Source organism: Pseudomonas sp. 13B_2.1_Bac1 (assembly GCF_025466155.1).
In the GTDB taxonomy this organism is placed as follows: Bacteria; Pseudomonadota; Gammaproteobacteria; order Pseudomonadales; family Pseudomonadaceae; genus Aquipseudomonas; species Aquipseudomonas aylmerensis.
In genome coordinates, this window is sequence record NZ_JANLOH010000109.1 from 47304 (window position 1) to 62477 (window position 15174).

General features: G+C 60.8%; 9 protein-coding genes and 1 pseudogene. 8 read left to right on the forward strand and 2 right to left on the reverse strand.

Annotated elements, in window-relative coordinates:
- Nucleotides 1-174: 174 nt before the first annotated feature.
- The 7 genes from NTD80_RS27745 (at nt 175) to NTD80_RS27775 (ending at nt 12807) form a co-directional block, all read left to right on the forward strand.
- Nucleotides 175-1899: a ShlB/FhaC/HecB family hemolysin secretion/activation protein gene (locus NTD80_RS27745; protein WP_315974949.1), complete on the forward strand. Its 1725-nt coding sequence runs from the start codon at nt 175-177 to the stop codon at nt 1897-1899.
- A gap of 29 nt (nt 1900-1928) precedes the next feature.
- Nucleotides 1929-10148, forward strand: coding sequence for a hemagglutinin repeat-containing protein (locus NTD80_RS27750; protein WP_262135604.1), 8220 nt, complete (start codon nt 1929-1931; stop codon nt 10146-10148).
- On the forward strand, nt 10135-10353 hold the full coding sequence (locus NTD80_RS27755; RefSeq protein ID WP_065899526.1) for a hypothetical protein: 219 nt from the start codon (nt 10135-10137) through the stop codon (nt 10351-10353). The genes NTD80_RS27750 and NTD80_RS27755 overlap by 14 nt, the downstream gene beginning before the upstream one ends.
- Nucleotides 10354-10446: 93 nt before the next feature.
- Complete coding sequence (gene lepB, locus NTD80_RS27760) at nt 10447-11235, forward strand: signal peptidase I (protein WP_262135605.1); 789 nt, start codon at nt 10447-10449, stop codon at nt 11233-11235.
- Between the two features lie 28 nt (nt 11236-11263).
- Nucleotides 11264-11743, forward strand: coding sequence for an RDD family protein (locus NTD80_RS27765; protein ID WP_262135606.1), 480 nt, complete (start codon nt 11264-11266; stop codon nt 11741-11743).
- A gap of 29 nt (nt 11744-11772) precedes the next feature.
- Nucleotides 11773-12369, forward strand: a complete 597-nt coding sequence (locus NTD80_RS27770; RefSeq protein ID WP_262135607.1) for a hypothetical protein — start codon at nt 11773-11775, stop codon at nt 12367-12369.
- Nucleotides 12370-12372: 3 nt separating this feature from the next.
- Complete coding sequence (locus tag NTD80_RS27775) at nt 12373-12807, forward strand: RDD family protein (protein ID WP_262135608.1); 435 nt, start codon at nt 12373-12375, stop codon at nt 12805-12807.
- Nucleotides 12808-12859: 52 nt separating this feature from the next.
- On the opposite strand, the gene NTD80_RS27780 is transcribed toward NTD80_RS27775, so the two are convergent.
- The gene (locus tag NTD80_RS27780; protein ID WP_262135609.1) at nt 12860-13390 is read right to left on the reverse strand and encodes a hypothetical protein; all 531 of its coding nucleotides are present in this window, start codon (nt 13388-13390) and stop codon (nt 12860-12862) included.
- 64 nt (nt 13391-13454) lie between these two features.
- A pseudogene (locus NTD80_RS27785) lies at nt 13455-13637 on the reverse strand (integrase core domain-containing protein); the annotation flags it as partial.
- Between the two features lie 260 nt (nt 13638-13897).
- Between NTD80_RS27785 and NTD80_RS27790 the strand changes: the two are divergent.
- The gene (locus NTD80_RS27790; protein WP_262135610.1) at nt 13898-14368 is read left to right on the forward strand and encodes a hypothetical protein; all 471 of its coding nucleotides are present in this window, start codon (nt 13898-13900) and stop codon (nt 14366-14368) included.
- Nucleotides 14369-15174: the final 806 nt, after the last annotated feature.

The following is a 15174-nucleotide window of genomic DNA, read 5'->3' on the forward strand; positions in this document are numbered from 1 at the left end:
GCTTGTCGGAATAATACTGCCAGTCACAGGCTTTATTTCTTTTTGATGATTTTTAGTTGTTATTAATCAATAGGTTAAGTGATTAACTAGTACGGCTGTGCAACTAATCCAGTTTCTTGGGTTAGCGCAAGTTCGATGTTAGTTTGCCGCCCCTTGATTTTCGACGGATCGAACATGTCTTTGTTATCGCCACGGACTCGGTATTTGCTGTGCACTTTCCTGCTCGCTTATTTGAGTATGAACAGTGCCATGGCCGCCCCTACGCCAGGGGATCAGGACCTGATTCGCGACCGCCAGAACCGCCTTCTCGAAGAGCAGCGCCGGCGCCTGGAAGAACTTCAGGACCTGCCCGGCAAAGACACCAAGGCCCAGGCGCCGGCCACGCCCGTCGATACCCGCTGCTTCCCGATCCAGGACATCGAACTCAAGGGCGCCGACAGCCTGTCCGCCGCCGACCGCACGCGCCTGCTCAAGCCCTATATCGGCCAGTGCCTGGGCGTGGCACAGCTCAATGAACTGCTCAAGGTCATCACCGACTATTACATCGCCAAGGGCCGGGTCACCAGCCGCGCCTACCTGCCGCAACAAGACCTCTCCAGCGGTCACCTCCAGGTGCTGGTGGTGGAAGGCAAGCTCGAAGGCCTGAAGGGTGCCGAGGGCAGCAGCGTGACCGATCGCGAACTGGCCATGGCGTTTCCCGGCAAGGTCGGCGAGGCGCTGAACCTGCGTGAAGTCGAGCAACTGGTGGACCAGCTCAGCCGCTTGCCGTCCAAGCAGGCGCAGATGGAATTGATCCCCGGCAGCCAGGTCGGCGGCAGCGAAGTGGTGGTGAAAAACCAGCCGCAAAAGCCCTGGCGCGCCAGCCTGTCGCGCAACAATGACGGGCAGAAAAGCACCGGCGAACAGCAATGGGGCGCGGGCCTGGAGTGGGACAGCCCGCTGGGCCTGGCTGACCAGTTGATAATGCGCGGCGGCCATGACGCGATCAGCGACCACCAGAAAACCTCGAAAAGCAGCATGCTCTACTACAACCTGCCGTGGGGCTGGTGGAACTTCAGCTACAGCTACAGTGAAAGCGACTACCGCACGCCGGGTGACCTCCAGGGCTACAAATACAAGCAGACGGGCGACAGCCAGAACCACCAATTGCGCGCCGAGCGCGTGGTGCATCGCGATGACGTGAGCAAGACTTCGGTCAACGTCGGCCTCACTCATTTGCGCACCAACAACTATATCAACGACGAGCGCCTGGGCGTCAGCAGCAACCGCCTCAGTGAGTTCCAGGTCGGCCTCAGCCACGGGCGGCGGATCGCCAGTGCCTTCGTCAACCTGGATGTCGGCATGCAAAACGGCATCGGCGCCTTCGATGCCCAGCGCGACGAACAGCGACGCGACGGCTTCGGCAACCTCACGCCCACCCCCCGCTACCGCAAATACACGGCCACCGCCAGCTACCTGCAACCGTTCACGCTGTGGGGCGAGTCGTTCAGTTTCACCAGCCTGGCCACCGGGCAGCGCAGTGAAGATGTGTTGTATCCGTCGCAACGCATGAGCCTGGGCGGTTCCTACTCGGTGCGTGGGTTCAAGGACCAGCAACTGAACGGTGACAGCGGCGGCTACTGGCGCAACGACCTGCGCTGGACCCGTCCGGTCACGGTCGGCTGGCTGCGCCCGGCCTTGCTCGAATACGGCGCCGGCGTCGGTTACGACCAGGGCGTGATTCGCAATGACCGTTACAACGACACCCAGCATGGCCGGGTGTCGAGCAACTCCGTTGAGTTGTTCGCGCGGGGCAAATACGTCAGCACCAGTGTGACGTTTGCCCATTCCCTGGAGCGACCTGGCGTGGTGACCGAGCGCGAAGCGCCGATCTATTTCCGCCTGGATTTCTTCCTGTAATTCAACGCCGCTGCCGTGAGATTCTGAATATGGACGTTCGCCCTGTTATTGCCCTGAAAACCCTGTCCCAGCGTGGCCTGGCCCTGATCCTGGCCAATGCGCTGTTCTGGCAGCCGCTGCTGGCCCAGGCCGACGGTATCGTGGTCAGTGGTCCGGGCACGACCGTCGGCCAGGCGGGCAACGGCGTGCCGGTGGTGAACATCGCCACGCCCAATGGCAGCGGCCTGTCCCATAACCAGTTCAAGGACTACAACGTCGGCCCCAATGGCGTGATCCTCAACAACGCCACGGGCATGGTCCAGAACACGCAGCTGGGCGGGATCATCGTCGGTAACCCGAACCTCAAGGGCGGCGCCGCGAATGTCATCCTCAACGAAGTCAACGGCGGCAGCCCCAGCCAGTTGCGCGGCTACACCGAAGTGGCGGGCCAGTCGGCCAAGGTGATCGTCGCCAACCCGTATGGCATCAGCTGCAACGGCTGCGGTTTTATCAACACCCCGAATGTCACCCTGACCACCGGCAAGCCAGTTATCGACAAAGTCGGCCGCCTGGACCATTACCAGGTGGATGGCGGTGCGGTGACCATCGACGGTAAGGGCTTGAACGCGAGCAACGTCGACCATTTCGAGATCATCACCCGTTCGGCCAAGATCAACGCGCAGATCAATGCACGCGAGCTTACGGTGATCGCCGGTCGCAATGACGTCGATGCCAAAAGCCTGAAAACCACCGCGCGTGCCGACGACGGCAGCGCCAAGCCGGAGCTGGCGATCGACTCGTCGGCGCTCGGCGGCATGTACGCCGGCGCCATCAAGCTGGTGGGTACCGAGGCCGGCGTCGGCGTGAAGCTCGACGGCACATTGGCCGCCAGCGGCGGCGATATCCAACTCGATGTCAACGGCCACCTGAGCATGGCCCAGGCCGCCTCCAGCGGTGCGGTGGACATCAAGGCGGCAAGCCTGGATGCCCAGGGGCCGGTCTACGCCGGCACCACCCTGAAGGCCAAGACCAAGGGCGAGCTGAAAAACCGCAAGAGCCTCGCTGCCCGTGACAGCATCACCCTCGCGAGCAACGGCAAGCTGACCAACAACGGCATCATCGAAGCCGGGGTCAACGCCGACAACATCCGCAACGCCGGGGGCGACGTCAAGCTCGACAGCCAGCAGATCACCAACACCGGCACCGTAATCGCCAATCGCAGCCTGACCGCGACTGTCGCCCAAGACCTGGATAACCAAGGCGCCAGCATGAGCGCCAAGCAAGCGCTGAACATCACCGCCGGCAGCCTCGATAACCGCAACAAGGGCCAATTACTCAGCGACGGTACTCAAACCCTCAACGTCAGCGGCCTGCTGGACAACAGCCAAGGCGGCATCATCGACAGCACGGGTGCATTCACCCTGCACGGCAATACCCTCGACAACAGTGCCGGCAACCTTACCGGCGCCAGCACGCTTACCCTGGATTTGCTCGGTGACCTGATCAACCGCAACGGCAAGCTGGCGAGTGTCGGGCCCTTGCTGGTCCAGCGTGCCGCCCACCTAGACAACCAGGGCGGCAAGCTCGCAAGCCAAAGCTTGCTGACGGTGTTCGCCACCAGCATCGACAACCAGAACAGCGGCACCCTGGCCGCCAACGATGGCCTGAGCCTGACCGCCTCCGAAGGCGTGCAGAACGGCACCAACGGCCTGATCCACAGCGAAAAGGCCGGCCTCGGCATCACCGCCGGCACCCTCCATAACAACGGCGGACGCATCGCGGCCAAAGGCGGCGATGCGCTTATCGATGCCACGGATTTCAACAACGGCAGTGGCAACCTGTTCGCCCGTGACCGCGTGCACCTGAGTGGCGTGAATGTGGATAACGGCGGAGAGATCGCCGCCAACCGGATCGACGTCAGCCTGCGCGGCGCCCTGGTCAACCGTGGCTTGATCGAAAGCGCCACGACCCTGGATGTCGACAGCGCAAGCCTCACCAACAGCGGGCAAATGCGCGCCCTCGGCGTCGTCGGCAAGACCCGCTACGCCATCGGTGGCCTGCTGAACAACAGCGGCAGCCTGGAGACCGCCAACGACCAATTGAGCCTCGCCGCCGGCACCTTCCAGAACACCGGCGGCAAGGTGTTGCACGTCGGCACCGGCGTGCTCGACCTCAGTGGCATCAGCCTCGATGACGTCGGCGGCAGCCTGGTGACCCAGGGCGACTTGACCCTCGACAAGACCCACTGGACCAACAGCACCGTGATTCAGGCCGGGCGCCTGACGGTGAATGTCGACAACCTGCATCAGACCGCCACCGGGCAATTGCTCGGTACCCGCAGCCTGGTCGGCAGCGGCCAGGACTGGACGGTGGGCGGCTCCGTTGCCAGCCAGGGCAGCCTCGACCTGTCGGTGGGCAACCTGCTCAATGACCACGGGTTGATCTTCAGCGGCGGCGACATGAACCTGAAGGTCGACCGCCTGAAAAACCTCGGCGCCAGCATCTACGCCATGGGCAACCTGCGCGTTGACCGCGACGGCCAGGGTGGGCTGGCCACCAGCATCATCAACAGCTCGGGCACCATCGAAAGCGAGCGCAACCTCGTCCTGGCGGCCAGCACGATCGACAACATCCGTACGGTGCTGACCACCGAATCGGGCATCTACAGCGCCTCCATCACCCCTATCGCCTGTGTCGAGGGCGTGACCGGTGGCGACTGCGACGGTGGCAAGCAGAACCGACCGTTCCAGATCACCCAACGCGATCGCTTCATCGTCAGCGACGCGACGGCGGCGTCCAGCATTACCTCGGGCGCCGACATGCTGCTGACCGGCGGCGACCTGCTCAACAGCAGCAGTAGCATCGCCTCGGGTGGCAATATGACGGTGCGGGTCAACCAATTGACCAACGTCGGTGTGGTGACCCACGACACCCAGTACGACCGCGTGTTTACCTCCGATCGCGAGCGCAAGCCAGAGGGTTGGTACCGCTACGCCGCGGACTTCACTGACCAATATTCGATTGGCGGCACTCGGTACGACGCCAATAACCTCGGCGGCCTGGAAGCGTCGCTGGCGACGTTTATCGGCGCGATGCAGATGGAGAAGCTCCCCCTGCGCAAGACCACCGAACTGGCACCGGTGGACCAGAGCTACGCGGCCGTGATTCAGGCCGGTGGCGCTGTGAATGTGCAGGCCCAGGCCGGTATCGACAACAGCGTCGTGCGCGGCGGCTACACCTACGTCGGCAGCGGCGCCAACAGCCATGCGCCGGGCTACTCGACCGAGGTCAGCCTCAACCCGCAGCTGCCGCCGGACGTCGCCCAGCAACAAGTCAACCCGTTGGGCCTGCCAGGCTTCGACCTGCCCACCGGGCAGAACGGCTTGTTCCACCTCAATGACGGCAATGGCGTGAACGGCGTGCCCACCAGCCAGTTCGCGGCCAACCCGCACAAATACCTGATCGAAACCAACCCGCTGCTCACCGACATGCGCCAGTTCATGAGCTCGGACTACATGCTCAGCAAGCTCGGTTACGACCCCGATACCGCGCAACGGCGCCTCGGCGACGGCTTCTACGAACAGCGCCTGATCCAGCAGGCCGTGCTTGCGCGCACCGGCCAGCGTTTCATCGACGGCCAGACCAGCGATGCCGACCTGTTCAAGCACCTGATGGACAACGCCATCAGCAGCAAGGACGCTCTCAGCCTGTCGGTGGGCGTCAGCCTCACCGCCGAACAGGTTGCGGCCCTGACCCACGACATCGTGTGGCTGGAAAACGCTACCGTCGCCGGGCAACAAGTGCTGGTCCCGGTGCTGTACCTGGCCCAGGCCAGCAACCGCCTGGCGCCCAATGGTGCATTGATTACCGGTAGCGACGTCAGCTTGATCAGCGGCAGCCACCTCAATAACGCCGGCACCTTGCGCGCCAACGGCAGCCTGCTGGCCAATGTCGGCAGCAACCTCACCAACAGCGGCTTGATGGAAGCCGGCGGGCGTCTCGACCTGCTCAGCGGCAACAACCTGACCAACCGCGCGGGCGGTGTCATTGCCGGGCACGACGTCAACCTCGCCGCCGGCGCCGACCTGCTCAACGAGCGCACGGTGACCACCCACGAAAGCGCCAGTGCCTATCGCACCGAGCGCAGCGATTTCGTCGACAGCGCCGCGCGCATCGAATCGGCCAACGCGCTGACCTTGCAGGCCGGGGCCAACCTCAACAACGTCGGTGGTGTGCTCAAGAGCGGCGCGGACACCACCGCGCAAGCCGTGGGCGACGTCAACATCAGCGCCTCGCAAACCCTCGACAGCGGCGCCATCGGCACGCGCTCCAACTACAAGACCATCGCGCAACAAGGCTCCGTGGTGGAAGCCGGTCGCGACCTGCACGTGGTCGCCGGGCGCGACATCAGCATCGTGGCCAGCCAGGTGCAAGCCACGCGCGATATCAACCTGGTCGCCACCCGCGATTTCAACGCGGGAGCAGCGGCCAATGAGCAGCACTCGACGTTCAACTCGAAAAAGGTCAAGCGCATCGAGGACCACGTCCAGCAAGTCTCCAGTGTGATCAAGGCCGGTGGCGACGCCAGCCTGAGCGCCGGGCAGGACCTGCAACTGGTCGCGAGCCAGGTCAATGCCGGCAGCGAGGCCTACCTGGTGTCGGGTAAAAATCTCAACCTTAAAACCGCTGAAGACCAGGACTACAGCTTCTACAGCAAGACCAAGAAAACCTCCCAGGGCAAGAAATTCCGCCTCGACGAAACCGACGCCGTGAACAACGTTGGCAGCCTCGTCAGCGCTGGCACTCACAGCACGGTCGTCGCCAGCGAAAACCTGCTATTGGCCGGCAGTGCCGTCACCGCCGAAAAAGGCGCGGCGCACTTGGTTGCCGGGCAGGACGTGAGCATCCTCGCGGTGAGCAATTCGGACAGCGCCCGCCACGAGCGCAAAGAGAGCAAAAGCAGCTGGGGCGGGCTCAAGGCGAGCAAGGTCGAGGACAAGGTCGACGAAAAACGCACCACCGCCATGGGCAGCATGGTCTCCGGCGAAACCGTCACCGTCGCGGCCAAGCGCGATGCCGTGGTCACCGGCTCCGCGCTGGTCAGCACCGGCGACCTCGCCGTGCAGGCCGGCCGCGACCTGACCATCGATGCGGCGCAGAACACCTTTGCCCGCACCGACATGCACAAGGAAAAAAACCGCGACCTCACCGGTGTGTTGACCGGCAACACGCTGGGTCTGGATGACATCACCGGCAACCAGAAACTCTACATCAACAGCTCGAAGCACAACGGCACCGCCAATGAAATGACCCTGACCGGCAGCACGATTGGCTCAAGTGCAGGCAATGTGTCGCTGACGGCAGGGCGTGAGCTGGCGGTGATTGCCAGTGATCTGGTGAGTACCAAAAACATGGCGCTCACCGGTGCGAACGTCAGCATTACGGCCGGCATGGAAACCGCCAGCCAGACCAGCAAGGACAGTTCCAAGAGCCTGGCGGTAGGCCGTGTGATCGCGGGCACGGTGGTCGATACCACTAAAAGCATCCGTGATGCCGCCGAGGCAGCGCGCAGCTCCGACGACCCGCGTCTGAAGGCAGTGAAAATCGCCCAAGCGGCGCTGTCGGTCTACAACCTCAATAACCAGGCGGGCGAGCTCAATAAGCAAAGCACCGGTTTCAAGGACAAGACCGGCGGCTCCGCCGGTAACGGCTCGCTGATCAAGATTGGGACTGAACTGGCCAACACGCGGACCAAAAGCAGCAGTGAATACACTGCCCAAACCGCTCATCAGAGCAGTCTCAATGCGGGTGAAAACCTGCTGATTGTCGCGGCGGGCGACGCGCCGCAGACCTTGGGTGACCTGCTGATCACCGGCAGTTCATTGAAAGCGGGCAACACTCTGTTGTCGGCGAAAAACAACATCCTGCTGCAAAGCGCGCAGAACACCACTGAGCGTAAAAACGATGGCTCGCGCAACCGGACGGCCATCGGCGCCAGCTTCAACATTGGCGAGCAAAACGGCTTCACTCTCGACCTCGGCGCACAAACCGCCAAGAACCTGGGATCGGGTGGCTCGGTGACGCAGGTCAATACCACCCTGGACACCGGTTCACTGGTGCTGCGCAGCGGCCAGGACACGACCTTGGCGGGAGCGCAGGTACGGGCTGATCGCATTGATGCCGACATCGGCGGCAACCTCAACATCCTGTCGCGACAGGACACCGAGACCTCCAAGAGCAAGCAGGACAGCGCAGGCTTCGGGGCGAGCATCTGTATCCCGCCGTTCTGCTACGGCTCCACCGTGGCGGCGTCGGCGAACCTGGCGGCGTCGAAGATGAACAGCGACTACCAGGCGGTGACCGACCAGAGCGGGTTCTTTGCCGGCAAGGGCGGCTACACCATCGACGTGGCCAAGAACACCACCCTGCAAGGCGCGGTGATTGCCAGCGAAGCCACGGCTGACAGGAATTTACTGCTCACTGATCGTCTGCTGGTCAGCGACATCAAGAACAAGAGCGAGATCGAAAGCAAATCGGCGGGCATGAGTGTGTCCGGTTCCTACGGTGGCGGTGTCGGTACGCTCACACCCGGGGCGCTGTATGGCATGGCGCTGAATGATTCGGACCACAGCCACACCCGCAGTGCCGTGAGTGAAGGCACGATCGTGGTGCGCAACCCCGAAGGCGCGGGCGACCTGATCGGCCTGAACCGCGACACGGCCAATGCCAACCAGCACCTCGACAAGCCTGACCAGAAGGCCATGCAAGAACGCATGGACCTGATCAAAAGCTCGATGGAGTTGACCAAGGGGATCGGCGATGCCATCGCCGCTGCCAGGATCAATGCCGCCAATGACCCCAACAGCGACATCAATAAAGCCACACGGCAGAAGCTGATTGAGGACGGTATCGCTAACCCGACACCGGCGCAGATCAGCCAGCAAGCCCAGAAGGATTATGGCGTCGGCAGCAGCTTCCAGAAGGCCAGCCAGGCCGTGACGGCGGTGGTGCAGGCGGTCATGGGTGGCAGTGTTGGCGGTGCGTTGGCGGGTGCGGCGGCACCGTACCTGGCCCATGAAATCAAGCAGCAGACTGAAGGCGACCCCTACGCCAACCTGATGGCTCACGCAGTGCTGGGTGCGGTGGTGGCGCAAGCCCAGGGTAACTCGGCGTTGTCAGGGGCAGCCGGTGCTGCAACCGGCGAATTCATTGCCCGTCAGCTGTATCCGGGCACCGCGACTGCTGACTTGACGCAGGCGCAAAAGGCAACGGTTTCCGCGCTGTCGAGCTTGGCTGCGGGTGTGGGCGGAGGGCTCGCGGGCGGTGACATGTTCGGCGCTGTCGCCGGCGCTCAAGCAGGACGTAATGCGGTGGAAAATAACTGGCTGAGCGAGACAGAAGCCCGTGCACTTGATAAAGAACTGACAGCCTGTAAAAACGTCAGGGGTGGAGACTGCGCGCCGGTGATAAAGAAATACATCGATATCAGTAATGAAAACAGTAAAAGAATGGCGGGTCGCTGTACGGGCGGGGGATGGACGTGTGTCCCGCGCGAAGAGGAAATCCAGGCAAGTACCAATGTTGCCAGAGATGCCGATCCCTCACAGTTCCGCATGAGTGAAAAGTTGAAGAACCCCGAGGCCATTGCGCTGGTTAATTATCTGAATGGCGCGGACCTCAAGTTTCTGAAGGAAAACATTACCGACTCAGACCGCGTGATGTCGGTTGTCATCGATCCGTTCACGTGGCCTGCCATTTTGATGGGCGGTAAATCCATTCTCACCAATGCAGTGACCAAAGGGCGAGAACAGTTAGTCTCCGTGGGCGTTTCCGCCGGTGTTGGCGCCGGTATCCAATACGTGACGGATGGCAAGGTGACACTGGCGGACGTGATTGGCTCTGGGATAGTCGGGGCCATCACCCCCGGTAAAGGGTACAGCCCTACGGTCACGTGGAATGCAACAGGTAGTTATTATCAGGCTGAAATGAAGGGCGATGATCCGTTCATGGCGGCCTTGGTAGGTAAAGCGGGCGCAACCGTAGGGTTCGGCATTGGTAACATGGTCAAATTACCCTTGGAGAAGGGCCTTAACCGTGTGTCCAAGCAGTACGAGTGGGTACCGGCCGGAATATGGACTATTACAAAGCCCGCCCCGCAAAGCTCCATTCCTTCCATCGCGGGTAATTTGGGTGACTCCACGGCCTCCGGGCTTTTCAACAAAAGCGTTGAGTACTATATGAAGAAAAGAGACCTCAATGAGAAGAAATGAACCCTGGTGGGTCGCCATTTATCTGCCGTGTGCCTTTGCGTTGGCGCTGTTGTTCATGAGTGTGTTCTTCCAGGTGGCGGGGTACTGGTTGAGTGGTGGCGAGGATGTCATCGGACTGGTGAAGGAAAACAGCCTGCTGTACCTGAAAGTGGCCGGGGTTGGATTCATCGCGGGGTGGGTGCTTTGGTTCTTTAATGTGCGCTGATTATCCACGGGCAGCGGAGCGTATCAGGCGGACACTGCGTTAAACTCCGGCCCGTTGTTCGGCTAGGCGCCTTTACCTTTTCAAGGACGATGAATGAAACCCGTAAAACTTTCCCTGCAGGCCTTCCTGATGTCCTGCCTGGTGGCCGGCTGGGGCCTGGTGTATGTCGACCGCATCCAGTGGGGCATCCGCGTCGCGGCGCTGATGTATATCGGCATCGTGCTGCTGGGCCTGTGCGGGCTGATCTCGACGCCGCTCGGTTTGTATGTCCTGTTGGGCTTCATTATCAGCGTCAAGCTTGCCTCGGCGGTCACCGCTGCGGTGCTGGCGCGCCGCTACACCGGCCCGCTGAATGTGCCGCGCAAACGTGTCCACGTGCTCTATGTGAGCGTGCTGGTGGTGGTCACGCTGGTCTTGCTCTCGGTGCTGCGTGCACCGCTGCTGGGCTTCAACACCTACTTCGTACCGACAGCCTCGATGGCGCCCACCGTGTCGATCGGCGACTACATCGTGTCCGACCTGCGTGCGGGGCCACCCAAGGTCGGTGACATCGTGGTGTACCGCTGGAATGGCACCGAAGCGATCAAGCGCGTGGCGGGCGTCGCCGGGGACACCTTGGAAATCGTCAACGGCGAGCTGATCCACAACGGCGAAAATGTCGGGCTGTTCCATGCCCAGGCCGACCGTGTGAAAGGCCCGGAATCGCTGACGCTCGCGCCGGTCAAGGTTGCGCCGGGGCACGTCTACCTGCTGGGCGATAACCGCCACAACAGCAATGACAGCCGCTTCATGGGCCAGGTCGCGGTTGAAGACGTGGTGGGCAAGGTGACCGGCATCTGGTCCTCCAAAGACCGGACGCGGATCGGCACGACATTCCCTTGATACCTTCTTGACGCTGGAGCAACACCCTATGAATGTCCCGAACACCACCGGACGGGCGACCATCCTGGCCAGCATCGGCCGCCGCCTGGCCGCTCGTATCATTGATTGCGCCATCGCAGTGCTGATCTTTTTCATCGTCAAATCCGGCGCCGACGCGGTGTCTGCCTATGTGCCTGCGATGACGTCCCAGCGTGGCATTCTTTCGGGCTTTTTTGCAGGCTTCGCCTACGTCCTGTTGGCCGATGCATTGCCCAATGGCCAGAGTCTCGGCAAGCGCCTGTTGAGCATTGCCACCGTCGACCGCAAGAACCGCAAGGGCTGTACCCTTTCGCAGTCGCTCACCCGCAATGCCGGGGTGCTGGTGGTGATCGATTGGGTGTGGATCTTCATGGAGTCACGCACGCGCCTGGGGGATATGTTCGCCAAGACCATCGTGGTCCAGACCGGCAACCTGACCACGGTGCGCAGCCTGGCGGACATTTATGACAACGGCACTTCCCGTGGCTGATGGTTATTTAACGGACAAGGACACGTCAGATGATTTACCGAGCTTTTATCCTCCTGTGCCTGGCAACCCTCGCCGGATGCCAGGGCCTTCCCTATCGCGGCGCTGAAGATCAGGCGCGGATCACGGCTGACCTGAAGCTTGCGGCGACGCCCGCCGAGTTCACCAGGTTGCGTTGGGCGTACACGAACTACGGCGTGATGAAGGGCGAGCAGACCGAGGATGCAATCGCCGTGGTGCAGCCGGGCCTGATCACGTTGGTGGGCTATGCGGGTGGGCACTATGTGCGTCAGGCCAGCTTTCCCGTGGCCACGGTGGACTGTGCGTACATTTTCGATGGCGAGACCAGTGATCGGCCGATCTGGTTGCTGCAGCAAGACCGTATCGTGTTCCTCACCGTCAGCGACTTCCGGGGCAATGGCGACGTGCTCAAGCGCACGCAATTGGTCAAGGCATTGGCCGCCAGCGGCTTCACGCTGCACACCGATGCCCAGGGCCCGGCCTACCGCCCCACCGGCAAGTCGGAACGCCTGTTGGTGCTCAACCCCATCGTCGGCAAGCACATGGAAGACATCGCCGAGAACCAGGCGCACAACGTGTGCCGCCCTCAACCCCTTAAGGATAAATGACTGATGAGCGACTCAGCGTCGGTGGCCGGCAGCGATAACCTGGCCAGCCCGGTCAAGCGGCTGCTGGGCTACCTCATCGATATGGGCGTGGCGTTTGGCTTGCTGTTGTTGAAGACGCCGCTCGGCTATGCCTCCCTGTATGCCCACACGGCGACGAGCCTGATGCTTTTCCAATACGCCAGCTCCGCGCTGACCGTATTGGCGATTGGGTACCTTCTCTTTTGCGATGCGTTGCCCCAGGGCCAGAGCCTGGGCAAGCGCGTGTGCCGCACGGCGGTCGTGGGTTATCCGTACCCTACGAACTGCACCGTGGTGCAGTCGTTCCTGCGCAACCTGCCGAAGCTGTTGCTCAGTGTGCTGGACGGTATGTTCGTATTGATGGGACTGCGTCGGCGCCTGGGCGACATGTTGGGCAAGACGGTGGTAATCAATACCTGACGCGGGCATTCAAGGTGGGAGCGCGGCAGCTCCCATCTTGATCCCAGGCGTGTTACAGCAACTTGCGCTGCACCGCCTCGTCGAGCGTGCTGCGCGTCAATGCGTCGACCACTTCGCGTGTATCGCTCTGGAACGGCAGGCCCACGATCAGCACCAGATGCACCCAGGTGCGCACCGATTCACTCTTCTTGACCCGACCCAGTTCCTTGCCATCCTTGTCCTTGAACACCGTTTCAAGGGTGAAGATGTTCTTCGCGGTGGTCGGGATGACACAGAACGTGAAGCCGGTAATGAACGCCGACACCGGGCTGTATTCTTCATTGTTGTGCAGCGTGGCATCCACATAGATGTCCGAGTCGACCTTGTCGGTGCTCACCCGCGCGAAGCGGTTGGACTGGCGAAACGTATCCGCCACAGTCTTTTCCCACAGCGCCGCCGGTGCACCCGCCGCCGCATTGCCCGGGCCGCCGTTGACGTGGTTCTGCGCGGTGGTGCGCACGTACACCGTAGGTTTTTGCTCCGGCGCATTGGCGGTCGGCGGCCAGGTCTGCACGGCTGGCAGTTCGTGTTGCGAGTACGACACGCAGCCCGTCAACAGGACGGCAGCGAGTGTCTAGTCCTGAAATAGGTTTACACCTATTTCAGTCTCAAAACGCCCGATGCACTGCATCGGGCGTTTTGTATTTCAGGGACAGGTGTGGCCGTTCCCCGTTGTAGATCAGCACCGACTCATCCACCATTTTCACTGCGTCCGCCAGATTTTTAGGGCGATACAGCAGGAGCTCGGTCTTCAAAATGCCGTTTATCCTCTCCGCCAGTGCATTCTGGTAGTCAATCTACCTCGAGCCAGTCGCATTGCGTATCAGCTGTCCTCATCACCTGGTGATCAGAAATCACGCTGGTCATCTTGATTCCCTAGATGCGTAGTTGCATGGACTTGACCAGTCGTTTGCATCAGATTTGACCAGCACGCTGGGTGGCCTTGATCGGCAAAAAACCGCCAGAAGCAGCCCATCGCGATCAGTAACGTTTGACGACAACGCGTCGCTCTCGCACTCTGTTTCTCCCCTATTATTCACTAGGCTTCCCTATGTCATTCGCAACCGTAGTGCTGCTTGACTCCTGGCCACAGCCAAGTACGTCGCCCGAACCTATCGTGTTTGCCACGGACACGCAGCTATGTTTACGGTATTGCACCGCAGGGGAAGAAATAGCTGTAATCCATTTTCCCCTAGTTAAGAAAATGCAGTTCGGCTCACCAAACGACGAGGCTTTGGGCGGTCATCCGCTTATTGGACTTGGTCTCAAGCATTACCAAATTCATCGAATAGATAATTCGCCTTGGCTAGCAGAGCTTGAGCAGAGAAACGCCATTCATCCGCGACACGATAGACAGCGGTTTCTAAAAGATGCCATCCATTATGTCTTCACGTTTCAGGACTCTACTCTGGAATGCATCGTAATTGAGGGGCAGTTCTGGCATCCAAAAGTACAAGTCTTTACCTCGGAGCAGAACGCAAGAGATGCCTGGCGCGAACTGATAAATGACGTGGGCGCATGATCTCAAAAGTCACGAGTGGATGCCCGCTTTGGGTCGACTTCTGCCGATCAGGCCACCCAGGGTGCTGGTCAAATCCGATGCGAACGACTGGCTGCGCTCCACCAGCGCCTTGAATTGTGCCGCCGTTAGCGCATTTGCGCTTCGCAGTGGATCACGCCGGTCGATCTTCTTAAGAGCGACGATTAAAAGCCAGAAACAACAAAGCCCGCACAAGGCGGGCTTCGTTGGGGCTTCATAGGCTGTCTGATACAGCCAGAAACTAGTATGTGGTGCCCCGGCGTCGTTTGAACTGAGCCGGAAGAGCCCTTTATTTACTGGGTCTTGTAGGTATTGGCTGGGTTAGGCATACACGTGGGCATACAAGCCAGTGGTTACTGGCTTTCAAAGCATCGTCAGATAACTCTTAAAGACTGTGCCTCACAGCCTGCATCAATGAGTCGTTCAGGGCTTCTCTGTCCATCGAAAAATGCGCATCCCTGTGGCAATTAGGGCATAGCGCGATGCAGTTCCATACTCGATCACTGACCTCAACACCCAAAATGTGGTGTACGTCTAGGAAGCCACCGTACGAGCGGCTGGCCCCACACCCAGGACGTTCACAGTGCCCACCGCAACGATCTATGACAGCTTTTCGGACTTTTTGGTCTCGAGCAACCTTAGACACAGTCGACTGAAAACGTGAAGCCTGGTCTCGCCCTAAGAGCAATAGGTCGATACCAGGTAGGTCTCCGAATGTGTCATTAATTTCAGTCGGCCGCCCTTCGATAGGCAACCGTTGAGCGAGGTCTTCAACCCCTGGCCATTGC